Genomic DNA, 15656 nt, shown 5'->3' with positions numbered 1-15656 from the left:
CTGCAACTTCATCACATCGCCGCAGGCCGGTGCGCCGACCATGCCGCTGCCGACGCTGTCGTCGCTGTTGTCGAAGGAACCTACGTTACGCGGGTTTTCGTAGTGATCGATTACTTTTTCGCTGTAAGCCATGATGAATTCTCCTTTTATCGATGCCCTAAATAATTCGAGTTGCAGGAAGGCGGCAAGGGAGCGAATCCCCAGGAGCGTACACAAGTACGTGACTGGGGTGAGCGAGCGCGGCCAACGCATCTGCAACTTGAAGTATGACGGGCATACCGATTAATGATGTGACCATTCAATACTGTTCAGATCCACGCCCTGCTTGAACATTTCCCACAGCGGAGAAAGGTCGCGCAGACGGCCAATGGAGTTGCGAACCAGATTGATGGTGTAGTCAATCTCTTCTTCGGTAGTGAAACGACCTAAAGAGAAACGGATAGAGCTGTGTGCCAGCTCATCGGTCATACCCAGCGCGCGCAGCACGTAGGATGGCTCGAGGCTTGCAGAGGTACAGGCAGAACCGGAAGAAACGGCCAGGTCTTTCAGCGCCATAATCAGCGACTCGCCTTCAACAAAGTTGAAGCTGACGTTGAGGATGTTCGGCGCGCCCTGCTCGAGGTCGCCGTTCAGGTACACTTCTTCCATGTCCTTCACGCCGTTCCACAGACGGTTACGCAGGCCGCGCAGACGGGCCATTTCGGTCTCCATCTCTTCTTTCGCGATACGGTACGCTTCGCCCATGCCGACGATCTGGTGAACAGGCAGGGTGCCGGAACGCATGCCGCGCTCGTGACCGCCGCCGTGCATCTGCGCTTCGATACGGATACGCGGTTTACGACGCACGTACAGCGCGCCGATGCCTTTCGGGCCGTAGATTTTGTGGCCGGAGAAGGACATCAGGTCCACTTTCAGCTGGCTCAGGTCGATAGGCAGTTTGCCCACGCTCTGGGTGGCGTCAACGTGGTAGATGATGCCGCGCGCACGGCACATTTCGCCAATGGTCGCGATGTCCTGCACCACGCCAATTTCGTTGTTCACGTGCATGATGGAGACGAGGATGGTGTCGTCACGCATGGCTGCTTCGAGCTCTTTGAGATCGATGATGCCGTTGCGCTGCGGTGCCAGGTAGGTGATTTCGAAACCTTCACGTTCCAGCTGACGACAGGTGTCCAGCACGGCTTTGTGTTCGGTTTTGCTGGTGATGATGTGCTTGCCTTTTTTCTGATAAAAGTTGGCTGCACCTTTGATCGCCAGGTTGTCAGATTCGGTCGCACCGGAAGTAAAGACGATTTCACGCGGGTCAGCGCCCACGAGGTCGGCAATCTGATTACGGGCGATATCTACCGCCTCTTCAGCCTGCCAGCCGAAACGGTGTGAACGAGAGGCCGGGTTACCAAAGGTCCCGTCCAGGGTCAGAAACTGCATCATTTTCTCGGCAACACGCGGGTCCACCGGCGTGGTTGCGGAGTAGTCGAGATAAATCGGTAATTTCATTGCTCTTTAACTCCGTACATCACTCAATGCAAGGAGTCAGGCAACCGGCTGGATGTACGACCGCTTGACGGGAGGGTGTCCCGGCCTGACTCTGAAATCTATTTTTCTATTGCCAGCCCTGCAAAGTGCACCTGAAATGGCACACGGCAGGACGGGTATATTATGCGCGTAATTTAACGTCGATTGCGTCTTGTACGCGGGTATTGCGGGTGGTGTCGTGCGAGTGTTGACGACCGGACACATCCAGAACTTCCTGGTTATTCACCAGTTCACCGAGAGTGATGTTGTTCAGGAAACCGGTCAGACGGTCGCTCAGATCGCGCCACAGAGCGTGGGTCAAACATTTATCGCCGCCCTGGCAGCCACCTTTCCCCTGGCAGCGGGTCGCGTCAACGGACTCGTTCACTGCGCTGATCACTTCGCCTACGGCAATGTGATTCGCTTCTTTACCCAGCAGATAACCGCCGCCTGGACCACGTACGCTGGACACTAAGCCATTTTTACGCAGACGGGAGAACAGCTGCTCCAGATAGGAGAGTGAAATTCCCTGACGTTCAGAAATATCAGCCAACGGCACCGGGCCCGCTTCGGAGTTGAGTGCAACGTCCAGCATCGCGGTCACGGCGTAACGCCCTTTAGATGTCAGTCTCATGTCTTACTTAACCTCAAACTCGCCCCTGCCCGGGGTTTTTAATAATAGTGTGGGTATTGCATAGCAGGGCCAAGTCTGACATTCCTGACTAAATCAGTCAACTATTTACTTGAGTAAATTAGTCAGGTATTTGGCGTTCCGTGCGGTATTGGTTCTGAGCTGTCCCCGGGGTCGGCCAGAGGCCTCGCCCGGGCTACAAGAACGGTGTAGCCCGGCCAAGCGGAGCGCCGCCGGGAATACATCTTACTCTTTGTTTTTCTGCTCAATCGAAGCCAGAATCCCACGCAGGATGTTCAGCTCCTGGCTTTCCGGGCGCGCGCGGGTGAACAAACGACGCAGTTTGTTCATCACCTGCCCCGGGTGGTTCTCGCGGATAAAGCCGGTCGACAGCAGCGTCTGCTCCAGATGCCCGTAGAAACGTTCAAGATCGTCCACCAGCGGGTACGGCGTCTCTTCGTGCTCGACTTTAGGTTCCGTGCTTTCCTGCGCCGCCAGCCAGGCCATACGCACTTCATAAGAAATGACCTGCACCGCCATCGCCAGGTTCAGCGAGCTGTATTCCGGGTTAGCGGCAATCGCCACGTGGTAGTGGCATTTCTGCAGTTCGTCGTTGGTCAGGCCAACGCGTTCACGGCCAAACACCAGCGCGACCGGCGCATGCTCAGCCTCGGCGACGCTTTTCAGGCCGCATTCGCGCGGGTCGAGCATCGGCCACGGCAGGGTGCGGGAGCGTGCGCTGGTGCCTACCACCAGGCTACAACCGGCCAGCGCTTCGTCGAGGGTGTCGACGATCTGCGCGCTGCCAATCACATCGCTAGCGCCAGCCGCCAGGGCGATGGCCTGGGAGTCCGGTTTCACCAGCGGGTTAACCAGCCACAGGTTAGTTAAGCCCATGGTTTTCATTGCGCGGGCAACGGAGCCCATGTTGCCGGTGTGGGAGGTTTCAACCAGCACAATTCGAATATTTTGCAGCATTGTCTTTCTTCGTCTAAAGATTATTCACCCATATTACCATAAAGCTGAGACAGAATCCGAATTCGCTGCTATGATATGCGCCGTTTTCCCCGTTCTTTAACATCCAGTGAGAGTAACCTGATGCATCCGATGCTGAACATCGCCGTGCGCGCAGCGCGCAAGGCGGGTAACCTGATTGCCAAAAACTACGAAACGCCAGAAGCTGTTGAAGCGAGCCAGAAAGGCAGCAATGATTTCGTGACCAACGTTGATAAAGCGGCCGAAGCGGTGATTATCGACACCATTCGCAAATCTTACCCGCAACACACCATCATCACCGAAGAAAGCGGTGAACATGTTGGCGAAGATCTGGATGTTCAATGGGTTATCGATCCGCTGGATGGCACCACCAACTTCATCAAACGTCTGCCACACTTCTCTGTTTCCATCGCCGTACGCATTAAAGGCCGTACTGAAGTGGCCGTGGTTTACGATCCGATGCGTAACGAACTGTTCACCGCCACTCGTGGCCAGGGCGCACAGCTCAACGGTTACCGTCTGCGCGGCAGCAACGCCCGCGACCTGGATGGCACCATCATCGCCACCGGCTTCCCGTTCAAAGCCAAGCAGCACGCGACCGCTTACATGAACATCCTCGGCAAAATGTTTACCGAATGCGCGGACTTCCGTCGTTCCGGTTCCGCCGCCCTGGATTTGGCCTACCTGGCCGCCGCGCGCGTTGACGGTTACTTCGAAATCGGCCTGAAGCCGTGGGACTTCGCTGCGGGCGAGCTGATCGCACGTGAAGCCGGCGCGCTGGTGTGCGATTTCGTCGGTGGTCACAACTACATGATGACCGGCAACATCGTTGCGGGTAACCCACGCGTGGTGAAATCCATGCTGGCGAACATGCGTGACGAGCTGAGCGAAGCGCTGAAGCGCTAATCAGCATTGCCCGGCGGCGCAACGCTTACCGGGCATTGATTCTCGTAGTCCGGCCGAGCAGAGCGACGCCGGGGACGCGCGGTACATCCCGGCGTCGCTCTGCTCGGCCGGGCTACGTTAGAAGGGTCTTAACCCTCTGCCTACCGGCACCGCACTTACCCACATCACTACCGCCGCCGTCACCAGAATAATCCCGCCCGCTAAGGCCAATGTCGTCCAGCCCACCTGCCGCCACAGCACCGGCGTTTTATTGCCGCTCAGCTTCACCGCCAGCGTGCGAAAACCGTGTACCAGTAAAGCCAGCGACGAGATGGTCAGCGACGTTCCCGCCGCCATGGCCAGCGCCGAGGCCACGCCCCAGGCAAACACGCCGATCACCTTGCTGAACAGCAGCACCATAATGGCGCCGGAACACGGACGCATCCCCATAGAGAGAATAATCATCAGCCGCGCGCGCCAGTCGTCGCCCTGCTCAAGCTGCTCAGGATTTGGCAAATGCTGATGCCCGCAGCCGCAGCCGTCGTGGTGCACATGCTGCGGCGTGAAGGCGGTGAATGTCGGTTTTCGCAATAACGCGCGCAGTTTTTTCAGCGCCCGCCAGCACAGCAGCAGCCCCAGTACGCCCACCAGCGCGTAGCTCCCCTTCTCCAGCCAGAAGCTGCTGAGATGCAGCTGCCGCGCCGGAAGCCGTAATACGGTGAGCACGATAACCACCAGCCCAATCGCCACCAGCCCCTGTAATAATGACGAGGCCAGCGTCAGACCGATGCTCGACTTGAGTTTCGACGGATGCGTCGCCAGCCAGGTGGTAATCACCACTTTACCGTGCCCCGGCCCCAGCGCGTGCAGCACGCCGTAGACAAAGCTGAACAGCAGCAGCGTGCCGCCCGCCTGGGTGGGATTATCGGCAACGGCTTTCAACAGGCCGCTCATCTGCTGATTAACCTCGCGCTGCCAGATAACGCTTTTCAGCATCACCTGCGGCCACGCCTGCCACAGCCAGAGCAGCCCCACGGCGGCGGCCAGCAGGAAGAGCGCCAGCGGCCACAGCGAAACCCAGCGCCGGGCCGGGCGGCGTCGGTTAACGGAAATCACTGACATGCTACGGTCACCTTCTGGGCAAACTGTTTACCTAGCTCCATATCCTCCTCCGGCGCGTCTTCTTTATCGAGCGACTGGGCGTAGGAGAGCATCTGTTCGCTGGGCTGCGGGGTATGCACGCTCACGCTACACGCGCCTTTAAAATCAGCGGCAAACGCCACGTCACTGTCTTTTTCGTAGCTCATATCAACATAGTAGGTTGGATCAAAGGTGGAGAAGGTATAGGTTTGCCCCGCCAGCGGCTGCGGCGAGGCCAGCGGCAGGGTGAAGGTCAGCACCGCCTGATGCCCCTCACGCGCCAGCGCATAGTCTTTCGGCAAATGAGTAAACTTCACCTTCTTACCGTTGTGCCAGAACTCGGTGAAGTAGTGCTGCCCGAGCACGTTAGCCATCACCTCCGCCGCCAGCTTTTTCCATACTTCGCTGCCCGGTTTGGCGTTACCCGCGTCGTACAGCAGGTCCGCCGAGGTCAGTTCATCCATTACCCAGCGCATTTTCATGCCCGTGAGCTGGCCGTCGCTCACCGCTAATTGATTGGTTATGGTAATAAAGCTGTGCGGGTGCGCCCGCGCGCTTAACGATAAAAGCGCAAGAAATACCACAACCGCGCATTGTTTCACTCTCTTCATCCGTTCCTCAGTGAAAAATTCTGTGAGCGTCGCCAGCAATCCTTTACGAAAGCGCCGTGGTCGCCGCCATCTTTTGTCTATCCTTAACCCTAGTTACCTACAGCTGGATTTAGCCGATGATGACCGTACTTGAACCGCCATCGGTGCTTTCCAGTCCCCAGCGCCGCTGCCAGGCGCTGCTGATGCTGTATCTCCCAGGGCACACCATTACCGCGGAATACATTGGCATTGTGAATAATGTCGATGTTTCAACCGCCCGGCAAGATATCGTTGACGCCGGCGAGGAGATCGAGCGTTACCATCGTCTGGCAATCGCCACTCAGGCGGATGGCAGCTATCGGATTGAAGGCACCACCCTCGACCAACGCCTGTGCCTTCTGCACTGGCTGCGACGTGCGCTGCGCCTGTGCCCGCAGTTTGTCGCTCACCATTTTACACCGGCCATCAAAACGCAGCTGAAACAGCTGAAAATTGCCCGTACGTTATATGACGAAACCAATCTCCAGGCGCTGGTTAACCGCTGCGCCCGCAGCCTGCAGCGCGAGTTTGAGTGCCGCGATGGGCAGTTTTTACGTCTCTATTTACAGTACTGCCTGCTGCAGCACCAGCAGGGCATCAGCCCTCAGTTCAATCCCCTGCAAAGCGCCTGGACTCAGTCCACCGTCGAATACCAGATGGCGGCGGATATCGTGCGCCACTGGCAGCGGCGAGTAATGCAGACGCCCAACCCTGAGGAACAGCATTTCCTCGCCCTGCTGTTTATGCTGTTGAAAATCCCTAACCCGCTCCACGATGGCCGCCAGCAGGACCAACAGCTGCACCTGGCGATTGCCCGCCTGGTCGAGCGCTTCCAGCAGATCGCCGGATGCCGCTTTACCGACGAGCGCGGCCTGCACAACCAGCTGTATATCCACCTGGCGCAGGCGCTCAACCGCTGCGTCTTTGGGATCGGCATCGATCACCATCTCCCTGAAGAGATCCACCGCCTGTATCCGCGCTTAATTCGTACCACCCGCAGCGCGCTGGCCGATTTTGAAACGCGCTACGCCCTGCGCTTTAGCGATGATGAAGCGGCGCTGATTGCGGTGATTTTTGGCGCGGGGTTGATGCAGGAGAGCGAGCTGCATGAAAAACAGGTGGTGTTACTGACCGGCGATAACCCTGCGCTGGAGCAGGCGATTGAGCAGCAGCTGCGGGAGCTGACCCTGCTGCCGCTCAACGTGAAGTATCTGGCGGCGCATATCTTCCAGAAAGAAGGCGCGCCGAAGGACAGCACGCTGGTGATATCACCTTACGCGATTGTGCTGCCGCTGTTTTCACCGCCGCTGATCCACGCCGAGCAGTCGCTCAGCGAACATCAGCAGCAGCGTATCTGCCAGATCCTCGAAACCTAGCGCACGACGGCTTTTGGCCGCAGCACCAGCGCAGGCAAGGCGACCAGCGCCATCACCCAGAACAGCCCCTGATGCAGGTGCTGATAAAGGAAGCCCGCGAACATGGTCATCACCGCGATGCTGCCGCCCATCGCCACCGCCGAGTAGACCGCCTGCAGGCGAATCACTTCGCTGCCCTGACGGGCGGCAATATAGCGCATGGCCGCCAGATGGCAGACGGTAAAGGTGCCGCAGTGGAGGATCTGAATCAGAATCAGCCACGGTAAGCTGGTGGTCCAGCCCATCAGCCCCCAGCGAATCACGCCGCAAACGGCGGAGAGCAGCAGCAGATCGCGGGCGCTAAAGCGGCGGAACAGCTTTTTGCTCAACGCAAACGTCACCACCTCCGCGACCACGCCCAGCGACCACAGGTAGCCGACGGCCGACGCCGAGTAGCCCGCCCCCTGCCAGAAAATAGCGCTAAAACCATAATAGGCGGCGTGTGCCCCCTGCAACAGGCTGACGCAGGCGAGGAAGCGCCAGTTTTGCGTCACCAGCGAACGCCAGGCCGGCCAGCCCACCGACTCCTGATGACGCGACTCGCCGAGCGGCATCACCGATGGCTTCAGCAGCATGCCCAGCAGCATCGAAGCAATGCCCAGGCTGAGCATCAGCAGAATGACATGATAATCGAACAGGCTGACCAGCTTGCCGGTCAGCGCCGAGCCAATCACAAAGGCGATCGATCCCCACAGGCGCACCCGCCCGTAGTCCATGGTGATCTGTTTTTGCCAGGTATTGGCCAGCGCATCGGTCAACGGTACCAGCGGCGAGAAAAAGAGGTTAAAGCCGATCATCACCGCCATCAGCCACGCCACGTTACTGCCCGCCCAGAAGGCCAGCGCGAACAGCAGCGTCATCAGCGCCAGCACCCGCAGAACATTAATGAGGCGTGACGGATCGCTGACCCGCGGCGCGATCAGCAGGCTGCCGAGAAAACGGGCCACAAGCCCGGCGCCGAGCAGCAGACCGATGGTTTCGGGAGACAGCCCCGCCCCTTTGAGCCAGACGCTCCAGAAAGGGAGAAAAATCCCGTAGCTAAAGAAGTAGGTAAAGTAACTGAGCGCCAGCCAGCGCGTGGAGTGCAAAACCATGGGTCCTCCCGTTATGGAGGCGATAGTCTAATGACTCCGGCCACTTTCAGGAGAGCACTAAAGCAGGTGCGTAGCAGATAAATGTGATGAACATCACCTTTCTGCTTTCTATCGGCGATGCTACCCGGGCAGGCTCACATCAGGCTACCGTCGGAAGCTTTTGTGCCAGCGCAATAAAATCTCTTAAAGCGGGCTTTAATTCGCCCTTTTTCCACGCCATCAGCAGCGCCAGCGTCGGCGCTTCGCCTTTAATCGGCCGAAAAACCACCTGTCCGGTATTAAAATTATTCATATAACCGGGTATCAAAGTGGCGCCCAGCCCCATGCCGACCAGATTCATGGTGACCAGGATATTGGTCGCCACCTGCACGATATTTGGCTGGCTGCGCTCTTTCTCAAACCACGCCTTAACCACCGAGGAAAGCTCGCCGGAATAGTCGGGATCGGTGGTGATAAAGTTCACGCCGTGCAGCTGCTGGGCGGAAATACGGCTCTCTGCGGCTAACGGATGGTCAGCCGGAAGCACCACCACCAGCGGTTCGTGAAACAGTTCGATGGATTCAATATCCTGGCCATGAATGGGATAGCGCATCAGCCCAACGTCCAGCTCGCCGCTGCGCAGCTTCTCTTCCTGTTGCGTGGTGATGAGGCTCGCTAATTCGATATGCGTGTCAGGCTGGCGCAGGCGCAGCATCGGCAGCACTCTGGGCAGCAGGTTGACCTCGGCGGAGGGGACAAACCCAATCGCCAGATGGTCGTTATTCAGCGCCGCTTTACGGGCGCGCAGTTTGGCCTGCTCGGCGTTATCGAGAATCGCCTGCGCATCCTGCAAAAAGCATTCGCCGGCCGCCGTGAGAGTCACTTTTCGCTTGTCTCGCTCCAGCAGCGATACGCCCACGCATTGCTCCAGATCGCGGATTTGACTGCTCAGAGAAGGCTGCGAGGTGTGCAGTTTCTCCGCGGCTCGCGTGAAGTTCAACTCCTGCGCCACCGCGACGAAGTAGCGCAGGTGCCTCAATTCCATGTCCCTCTCCTTGTTATCGAAAAAACGTCTCAGCTGGTAGAAATTTACCATTTCACAGATTGATAACTAACCAGCAACATCCTTAGGGCACAAAAAAAGAAGGTCAATACATCTTAGCTTTCAGGATTAAAAAATATGACCACACCCTCAAATTTAGACATCTACCAACTGATTGATACCCAACACGGTCGCGTAACCCCACGAATTTATACCGACCCTGACATCTACCAACTGGAGCTGGAACGCATCTTCGGCCGCTGCTGGCTGTTTCTGGCCCACGAAAGCCAAATCCCCAAACCGGGCGATTTCTTTAACACCTACATGGGCGAAGACGCGGTCGTGGTGGTGCGCCAGAAGGACGGCAGCATCAAAGCGTTTCTCAACCAGTGCCGCCACCGCGCGATGCGCGTGAGTTACGCCGACTGCGGTAACACCCGCGCGTTTACCTGTCCGTATCACGGCTGGTCGTACGGCATTAACGGCGAATTGATCGACGTGCCGCTGGAGCCGCGCGCCTACCCACAAGGGTTGTGCAAATCCCACTGGGGGCTGAACGAAGTGCCGTGCGTCGAGAGCTACAAAGGGCTGATTTTCGGCAACTGGGATACCACCGCGCCGAATCTGCGCGATTATCTCGGCGACATCGCCTGGTATCTCGACGGCGTGCTGGATCGCCGTGAAGGCGGCACTGAAATCGTCGGCGGCGTGCAGAAGTGGACCATCGACTGCAACTGGAAATTCCCCGCCGAACAGTTCGCCAGCGACCAGTATCACGCGCTGTTCAGCCACGCCTCCGCCGTGCAGGTGCTGGGCGCGAAAGACGACGGCAGCGATAAGCGCCTCGGCGACGGCCAGACCGCCCGCCCGGTGTGGGAAACCGCCAAAGACGCGCTACAGTTCGGCCAGGACGGGCACGGCAGCGGCTTCTTCTTTACCGAGAAACCGGACGCCAACGTCTGGGTCGATGGCGAAGTCTCCAGCTACTATCGCGACACCTATGAAGAGGCCGAGCAGCGTCTGGGCAAAGTACGCGCCCTGCGTCTGGCCGGTCACAACAATATTTTCCCCACTCTCTCCTGGCTGAACGGCACCGCCACGCTGCGCGTCTGGCATCCGCGCGGGCCGGATAAAGTCGAAGTGTGGGCGTTCTGCATCGCCGATAAAGCCGCCTCTGATGACGTCAAAGCCGCTTTTGAAAACAGCGCCACCCGCGCCTTCGGCCCAGCGGGGTTCCTTGAGCAGGATGACTCGGAAAACTGGTGTGAGATTCAAAAACTGCTGAAAGGCCACCGGGCACGCAACACCAACCTGTGCCTGGAGATGGGTCTTGGTCAGGAAAAACGCCGTGAAGACGGCATTCCGGGGATCACTAACTATATCTTCTCGGAAACCGCCGCCCGCGGCATGTATCAGCGCTGGGCCGATTTATTAAGCAGCGAAAGCTGGCAGGAAGTGCACGAAAAAACCGCCGCGTACCAGCAGGAGGTGATGAAATGAGCGCGTTAGTCTCTCTGGAGCTGCATCACCGCATCAGCCAGTTCCTGTATGAAGAAGCGCGTCTGCTGGACGACTGGCAGTTTCGCGACTGGCTGGCGCAGCTGGATGACGACATTCGCTACACCATGCGCACCACGGTCAATGCTCAAACCCGTGACCGCCGCAAAGGTGTACAGCCGCCGACCACCTGGATTTTCAACGACAACAAAGACCAGCTTGAGCGCCGCATCGCGCGGCTGGAAACCGGCATGGCGTGGGCCGAAGAGCCGCCTTCCCGCACTCGCCACATGATCAGCAACCTGCAGGTGAGCGAAACCGAGCAGCCGGAGGTGTTCGCCGTGCGCCTGAACTATCTGCTGTATCGCGCGCAAAAGGAGCGTGACGAGACGTTCTACGTCGGCACGCGCATGGATAAAGTCCGTCGTCTGCCGGGCGACGAATGGCGCTTACTGGAGCGTGAGATCGTGCTCGATCAGGCGGTGATCACCTCCCACAACCTGAGTGTACTGTTCTGATGAGCCGCATATTTGCCTGCTCCGCCACGGAGCTACCGGAGGGGGAAGCCCTCCGGCTGGAAACCTCTCCCGTCATCGCGCTGTTTCACGTTGGCGGTGAGTTTTATGCCATTAACGATCGCTGTAGCCACGGTAACGCCTCGATGTCTGAAGGCTATCTGGAAGACGATGCGACGGTAGAGTGCCCGCTGCACGCCGCCAGCTTCTGCCTGAAAACCGGCAAAGCGCTGTGCCTGCCCGCCACCGACCCGCTCACCACCTACGCGGTGCATGTGGAAGGTGGTGAGGTGTTTATTGATGTCCCCGAGGAGGCCTGATGAGCGATTTACGCGATAACGTCGTCTTTATTACCGGCGGCGGTTCCGGCCTGGGCCTGGCGCTGGTGGAACGCTTTATTGAAGAAGGTGCGAAGGTTGCCACGCTGGAACTTTCGCCAGCCAAAGTCGCCAGCCTGCGCCAGCGCTTTGGCGAGCATGTACTGGCGGTGGAAGGTAACGTGACCTGCTACGCCGACTACCAGCGCGCGGTGGATAGTATCCTCACCACCTTCGGCAAACTGGACTGTTTTATCGGCAACGCGGGTATCTGGGATCACAACGCTTCGCTGGTCAATACCCCTGCCGAGGCGCTGGAGAGCGGCTTCCACGAGCTGTTTAACGTTAACGTGCTGGGTTATCTGCTGGGTGCCAAAGCCTGCGCCCAGGCGTTAATCGCCAGCGAAGGCAGCATCATCTTTACCCTGTCTAACGCCGCATGGTATCCCGGCGGCGGCGGGCCGCTGTATACCGCCAGTAAGCACGCGGCCACCGGGTTGATTCGCCAGTTGGCCTACGAACTCGCCCCCAAAGTGCGGGTGAACGGCGTCGGTCCGTGCGGCATGGCGACCGATCTGCGCGGCCCGCAGGCGCTGGGGCAAAACGATACCTCGATTATGCAGTCGCTAACGCCGGAGAAAATCGCCGCCATTCTGCCGCTACAGTTCTTCCCCGATCCGGCCGATTTTACCGGCCCGTACGTAATGCTGGCGTCGCGTCGTAACAACCGCACGCTGAGCGGCGTGATGATCAACGCCGACGCCGGTCTGGGGATCCGTGGGATCCGTCACGTCGCGGCCGGTCTGGAGCTGTAAGGAGCAAGCATGAACGAACAGATTATTGCCATTATCGGCGGCGGCCAGGCAGGCGCGATGGCCGCCGCTGCGCTACGTCAGCAGGGGTTTAGCGGGCCGTTACACCTCTTTTCTGACGAGGCGCATCTGCCCTACGAGCGCCCGCCGCTGTCGAAAGCGATGCTGCTGGACGATAACCCGCAGCTTCAGCCGGTGCTGCCCGCCAACTTGTGGCAGGAACACAACGTGCAGCTGCATCTGGGCGTGACGCTTCGCGGGATCGATCGCGCCTCGCGCACGCTAACGCTCGCCGATGGGCAAACCTACCGCTGGACGCAACTGCTGCTGGCGACCGGTGCCGCCGCCAGACCACTGCCGCTACTGGATGCGCTGGGCGAGCGCTGTTTTACCCTGCGCCATGCCGCAGATGCCGAGCGCCTGCGTGCGGTTTTGCAGCCGGGGAAATCGGTGGTCATCGTCGGCGCGGGCACCATTGGCCTGGAACTGGCGGCCAGCGCCACCCAGCGCGGCTGCCGGGTGACGCTGGTCGAACTGGCGGATACGGTGATGGGCCGCAATGCGCCGGCTCCGGTACGCGATTATTTGCTCGCTCGCCATCAGTTAGCCGGCGTGCGGGTGCTGCTCAACAGCGCCATTGAGCACGCTGAAGCGGGAGAATTTCTCACGCTCACCCTGCAAAACGGCGAAACGCTGACCGCCGACGCGGTGGTTTACGGCATCGGTATCGTGGCCAACGATACGCTGGCCCGCAACGCGGGGCTGGAAACCGCCAACGGTATTATCGTTGATAACGCCTGTACGACCGCCGACCCGGCGATTTTCGCCGCCGGTGATGTGGCGCTCACTCGCCAGCCGGATGGTTCACTGCGCCGGCTCGAAAGCTGGGAAAACGCCAACTTTCAGGCACAGGTGGCCGCCGCCGCGATGCTCGGCTTGCCCCTGCCCACTGCCGCGCCGGGGTGGTTCTGGACCGATCAGTACAGCGATAACCTACAGTTTGTCGGTGAGATGCAGGGAGAAAGCTGGCTGTGTCGTGGAAACCCGGATGACGGCAAGGCTATCTGGTTCCAGCTGCGAGAGGGCGCGATGATCGGGGCGGTGGCACTGAACAATGGCCGCGAGGTGCGCGTACTGCGCAAGCTGATTCAGTCAGGACGCGTTGTCAGTGAAGACGCGCTTTGTGATGACGGCGTACCGTTAAAGTCGCTTTAGCAGGTACGCACGACGGCCCCTTCTTATCGATGCGGTAAAGGGGCCGTTCGGCATCGTAGACCAATGCACCATCCAATCTACTGATTTTTCGCCGCTGTGTGGCAGCCCACAAAATTGTGTATTACGTTTAAATCAGACGTACTTACACAAAGGAACTGCCATGAACTCGCTTCGCTATCTCGACTTCGGCGCTTCTCGCGATCTGCTGCTGCTGATTGCCCGTATCGCTATCGTGCTGCTGTTTATTCTCTCCGGCTATCCCAAAATGCTCCACTACGACGGAACGGTGCAGTATATGGCGTCCATCGGTACGCCAATGCCTGCGCTGGCGGCCATCATCGCAATTGTGATGGAGGTTCCGGCCGTCATTCTGGTGATTCTGGGGTTCTTTACGCGCCCGCTGGCGGTGATTTTTCTGTTCTATACGCTGGGGACGGCGGTGATTGGCCACCACTACTGGAACATGAGCGGCGATGCGGTGATGCCGAATATGATTAACTTCTACAAAAACATCAGCATCTCGGGGGCGTTCCTGCTGCTGGCGATCGTCGGGCCGGGGAAAATTTCGTTAGATAAGCGCTGAGGGTTTGCCCGATGGCGCTACGCTTATCGGGCCTACTCTGCTTTCGTAGGCCTGATAAGGCTAAGCCGCCATCAGGCAAAAAAAAGGCCGCATACGCGGCCTTTTTCACATCCTACGATTCACGCTTACGCATAAACCGGGAAGCGTGCGCAGATATCCAGCACTTTTGCTTTCACGCGTTCGATGGTGGCTTCATCATTGATGTTGTCCAGCACGTCACACATCCAGCCAGCCAGCTCTTTCACTTCCGCTTCTTTGAAGCCACGGCGAGTGACAGCCGGGGAACCGATACGGATACCGGAAGTCACAAACGGGCTCTTCGGATCGTTCGGTACGCTGTTTTTGTTCACGGTGATGTTGGCGCGGCCCAGGGCGGCGTCAGCTTCTTTACCGGTCAGGTTTTTATCCACCAGATCCAGCAGGAACAGGTGGTTTTCAGTGCCGCCGGAAACCACTTTGTAGCCGCGGTTCAGGAACACTTCCACCATCGCTTTGGCGTTTTTCGCAACCTGCTGCTGGTAGACTTTGAATTCCGGCTCCATCGCTTCTTTCAGCGCCACCGCTTTACCCGCGATCACGTGCATCAGCGGGCCGCCCTGCGCGCTTGGGAACACGGCAGAGTTCAGTTTTTTGTACAGATCTTCATCGCCGCCCTTCGCCAGGATCAGGCCGCCGCGCGGACCCGCCAGGGTTTTGTGAGTGGTGGTGGTGACAACGTGAGCGTGCGGAACCGGGTTCGGATAGACGTCTGCGGCAATCAGGCCGGCAACGTGCGCCATATCGACGAACAGGTATGCGCCAATGCTGTCTGCGATTTCACGCATTTTTGCCCAGTCAACCACGCCAGAGTAAGCGGAGAAGCCGCCGATGATCATCTTCGGCTTGTGCTCTTTAGCCAGCTTCGCCATTTCGTCGTAGTCAATTTTACCGGACTCATCAATACCGTAAGGCACGATGTTGTACAGTTTGCCGGAGAAGTTAACCGGGGAGCCGTGAGTCAGGTGGCCGCCCTGCGCCAGGTTCATACCCAGCACGGTATCGCCCGGCTGCAGCAGCGCGGTGTAAACGGCAAAGTTAGCCTGAGAGCCGGAATGCGGCTGCACGTTAGCGTAGTCAGCGCCGAACAGTGCTTTTGCGCGGTCGATAGCCAGCTGCTCTACTACGTCTACGTATTCGCAGCCGCCGTAGTAGCGCTTGCCCGGGTAACCTTCAGCATATTTGTTGGTCAGCTGAGAACCCTGTGCCTGCATCACGCGTGGGCTGGTGTAGTTTTCGGAGGCGATCAGTTCAATGTGCTCTTCCTGACGTACTTTTTCTTGCTCCATAGCCTGCCACAGTTCGGCATCATAATCGGCAATGTTCATTTCACGCTTTAACATCCGCATCTCCTG

At 58.5% G+C, this 15656-nt stretch carries 17 protein-coding genes; 8 read left to right on the top strand and 9 right to left on the bottom strand.

Features of this window, described 5'->3' with window-relative positions; genetic code table 11:
* The 4 genes from ACK5JN_RS06875 to trmJ form a co-directional block, all read right to left on the bottom strand.
* Positions 1 to 132, bottom strand: a 132-nt coding sequence (locus tag ACK5JN_RS06875; RefSeq protein WP_416869474.1) for an iron-sulfur cluster assembly scaffold protein, incomplete at its 3' end; no start/stop codon positions are given.
* A 150-nt stretch (positions 133 to 282) separates the two neighbouring features.
* Positions 283 to 1497: a cysteine desulfurase gene (gene iscS, locus ACK5JN_RS06870; RefSeq protein ID WP_416869472.1), complete on the bottom strand. Its 1215-nt coding sequence runs from the start codon at positions 1495 to 1497 to the stop codon at positions 283 to 285.
* Positions 1498 to 1657: 160 nt separating this feature from the next.
* The gene (gene iscR / locus ACK5JN_RS06865) at positions 1658 to 2149 is read right to left on the bottom strand and encodes a Fe-S cluster assembly transcriptional regulator IscR (RefSeq protein ID WP_416869471.1); all 492 of its coding nucleotides are present in this window, start codon (positions 2147 to 2149) and stop codon (positions 1658 to 1660) included.
* Between the two features lie 243 nt (positions 2150 to 2392).
* Positions 2393 to 3124: a tRNA (cytosine(32)/uridine(32)-2'-O)-methyltransferase TrmJ gene (gene trmJ / locus ACK5JN_RS06860; RefSeq protein WP_416869470.1), complete on the bottom strand. Its 732-nt coding sequence runs from the start codon at positions 3122 to 3124 to the stop codon at positions 2393 to 2395.
* A gap of 120 nt (positions 3125 to 3244) precedes the next feature.
* Here trmJ and suhB point away from each other — a divergent pair, with 120 nt between their 5' ends.
* Entirely contained in the window at positions 3245 to 4048 is an 804-nt protein-coding gene (suhB, locus tag ACK5JN_RS06855) for an inositol-1-monophosphatase (protein WP_416869469.1), read from the top strand.
* 117 nt (positions 4049 to 4165) lie between these two features.
* On the opposite strand, the gene ACK5JN_RS06850 is transcribed toward suhB, so the two are convergent.
* On the bottom strand, positions 4166 to 5149 hold the full coding sequence (locus ACK5JN_RS06850) for a nickel/cobalt transporter (protein ID WP_416869468.1): 984 nt from the start codon (positions 5147 to 5149) through the stop codon (positions 4166 to 4168).
* Positions 5140 to 5778: a DUF1007 family protein gene (locus tag ACK5JN_RS06845; protein WP_416869467.1), complete on the bottom strand. Its 639-nt coding sequence runs from the start codon at positions 5776 to 5778 to the stop codon at positions 5140 to 5142. The genes ACK5JN_RS06850 and ACK5JN_RS06845 overlap by 10 nt, the downstream gene beginning before the upstream one ends.
* Before the next feature lie 116 nt (positions 5779 to 5894).
* Here ACK5JN_RS06845 and csiE point away from each other — a divergent pair, with 116 nt between their 5' ends.
* Positions 5895 to 7172, top strand: coding sequence for a stationary phase inducible protein CsiE (gene csiE / locus ACK5JN_RS06840; protein ID WP_416869466.1), 1278 nt, complete (start codon positions 5895 to 5897; stop codon positions 7170 to 7172).
* Here the strand turns inward: csiE and ACK5JN_RS06835 are convergent.
* On the bottom strand, positions 7169 to 8305 hold the full coding sequence (locus tag ACK5JN_RS06835) for a 3-phenylpropionate MFS transporter (protein WP_416869465.1): 1137 nt from the start codon (positions 8303 to 8305) through the stop codon (positions 7169 to 7171). The genes csiE and ACK5JN_RS06835 overlap by 4 nt on opposite strands.
* A 139-nt stretch (positions 8306 to 8444) precedes the next feature.
* On the bottom strand, positions 8445 to 9329 hold the full coding sequence (gene hcaR / locus ACK5JN_RS06830) for a DNA-binding transcriptional regulator HcaR (RefSeq protein WP_416869464.1): 885 nt from the start codon (positions 9327 to 9329) through the stop codon (positions 8445 to 8447).
* A 135-nt stretch (positions 9330 to 9464) separates the two neighbouring features.
* Between hcaR and hcaE the strand changes: the two genes are divergently transcribed.
* From hcaE to ACK5JN_RS06800, 6 genes are all read left to right on the top strand, one after another.
* Complete coding sequence (hcaE, locus tag ACK5JN_RS06825) at positions 9465 to 10826, top strand: 3-phenylpropionate/cinnamic acid dioxygenase subunit alpha (RefSeq protein ID WP_416869463.1); 1362 nt, start codon at positions 9465 to 9467, stop codon at positions 10824 to 10826.
* The gene (gene hcaF, locus ACK5JN_RS06820) at positions 10823 to 11341 is read left to right on the top strand and encodes a 3-phenylpropionate/cinnamic acid dioxygenase subunit beta (protein WP_416869462.1); all 519 of its coding nucleotides are present in this window, start codon (positions 10823 to 10825) and stop codon (positions 11339 to 11341) included. The genes hcaE and hcaF overlap by 4 nt, the downstream gene beginning before the upstream one ends.
* Positions 11341 to 11658 carry a 3-phenylpropionate/cinnamic acid dioxygenase ferredoxin subunit gene (gene hcaC, locus ACK5JN_RS06815; protein WP_316130271.1) on the top strand — a complete coding sequence of 106 codons (318 nt, stop codon included), beginning with the start codon at positions 11341 to 11343 and terminating at the stop codon, positions 11656 to 11658. The genes hcaF and hcaC overlap by 1 nt, the downstream gene beginning before the upstream one ends.
* The gene (gene hcaB / locus ACK5JN_RS06810) at positions 11658 to 12470 is read left to right on the top strand and encodes a 3-phenylpropionate-dihydrodiol/cinnamic acid-dihydrodiol dehydrogenase (protein ID WP_416869461.1); all 813 of its coding nucleotides are present in this window, start codon (positions 11658 to 11660) and stop codon (positions 12468 to 12470) included. The genes hcaC and hcaB overlap by 1 nt, the downstream gene beginning before the upstream one ends.
* A gap of 9 nt (positions 12471 to 12479) precedes the next feature.
* The gene (hcaD, locus tag ACK5JN_RS06805) at positions 12480 to 13682 is read left to right on the top strand and encodes a phenylpropionate dioxygenase ferredoxin reductase subunit (RefSeq protein ID WP_416869460.1); all 1203 of its coding nucleotides are present in this window, start codon (positions 12480 to 12482) and stop codon (positions 13680 to 13682) included.
* A gap of 160 nt (positions 13683 to 13842) precedes the next feature.
* Positions 13843 to 14265, top strand: coding sequence for a DoxX family protein (locus tag ACK5JN_RS06800; protein ID WP_416869459.1), 423 nt, complete (start codon positions 13843 to 13845; stop codon positions 14263 to 14265).
* Between the two features lie 125 nt (positions 14266 to 14390).
* Here ACK5JN_RS06800 and glyA read toward each other — a convergent pair whose 3' ends face one another.
* Positions 14391 to 15644, bottom strand: a complete 1254-nt coding sequence (glyA, locus tag ACK5JN_RS06795) for a serine hydroxymethyltransferase (protein WP_416869458.1) — start codon at positions 15642 to 15644, stop codon at positions 14391 to 14393.
* Between the last annotated feature and the right edge of the window lie 12 nt (positions 15645 to 15656).

It is taken from the genome of Kluyvera sp. (genome assembly GCF_047971185.1).
In the GTDB taxonomy this organism is placed as follows: domain Bacteria; phylum Pseudomonadota; class Gammaproteobacteria; order Enterobacterales; family Enterobacteriaceae; genus Kluyvera.
The sequence above is the reverse complement of the archived record's forward strand: the minus strand, read 5'-3'. Positions and strand labels throughout refer to the sequence as shown.

Excerpts from the sequence above, each read along its gene's own strand:
- iscS (WP_416869472.1), bottom strand. The coding sequence starts at position 1,497 with ATGAAATTACCGATTTATCTCGACTACTCCGCAACCACGCCGGTGGAC.
- iscR (WP_416869471.1), bottom strand. The coding sequence starts at position 2,149 with ATGAGACTGACATCTAAAGGGCGTTACGCCGTGACCGCGATGCTGGAC.
- trmJ (WP_416869470.1), bottom strand. The coding sequence starts at position 3,124 with ATGCTGCAAAATATTCGAATTGTGCTGGTTGAAACCTCCCACACCGGC.
- suhB (WP_416869469.1), top strand. The coding sequence starts at position 3,245 with ATGCATCCGATGCTGAACATCGCCGTGCGCGCAGCGCGCAAGGCGGGT.
- ACK5JN_RS06850 (WP_416869468.1), bottom strand. The coding sequence starts at position 5,149 with ATGTCAGTGATTTCCGTTAACCGACGCCGCCCGGCCCGGCGCTGGGTT.
- ACK5JN_RS06845 (WP_416869467.1), bottom strand. The coding sequence starts at position 5,778 with ATGAAGAGAGTGAAACAATGCGCGGTTGTGGTATTTCTTGCGCTTTTA.
- csiE (WP_416869466.1), top strand. The coding sequence starts at position 5,895 with ATGATGACCGTACTTGAACCGCCATCGGTGCTTTCCAGTCCCCAGCGC.
- ACK5JN_RS06835 (WP_416869465.1), bottom strand. The coding sequence starts at position 8,305 with ATGGTTTTGCACTCCACGCGCTGGCTGGCGCTCAGTTACTTTACCTAC.
- hcaR (WP_416869464.1), bottom strand. The coding sequence starts at position 9,329 with ATGGAATTGAGGCACCTGCGCTACTTCGTCGCGGTGGCGCAGGAGTTG.
- hcaE (WP_416869463.1), top strand. The coding sequence starts at position 9,465 with ATGACCACACCCTCAAATTTAGACATCTACCAACTGATTGATACCCAA.
- hcaF (WP_416869462.1), top strand. The coding sequence starts at position 10,823 with ATGAGCGCGTTAGTCTCTCTGGAGCTGCATCACCGCATCAGCCAGTTC.
- hcaC (WP_316130271.1), top strand. The coding sequence starts at position 11,341 with ATGAGCCGCATATTTGCCTGCTCCGCCACGGAGCTACCGGAGGGGGAA.
- hcaB (WP_416869461.1), top strand. The coding sequence starts at position 11,658 with ATGAGCGATTTACGCGATAACGTCGTCTTTATTACCGGCGGCGGTTCC.
- hcaD (WP_416869460.1), top strand. The coding sequence starts at position 12,480 with ATGAACGAACAGATTATTGCCATTATCGGCGGCGGCCAGGCAGGCGCG.
- ACK5JN_RS06800 (WP_416869459.1), top strand. The coding sequence starts at position 13,843 with ATGAACTCGCTTCGCTATCTCGACTTCGGCGCTTCTCGCGATCTGCTG.
- glyA (WP_416869458.1), bottom strand. The coding sequence starts at position 15,644 with ATGTTAAAGCGTGAAATGAACATTGCCGATTATGATGCCGAACTGTGG.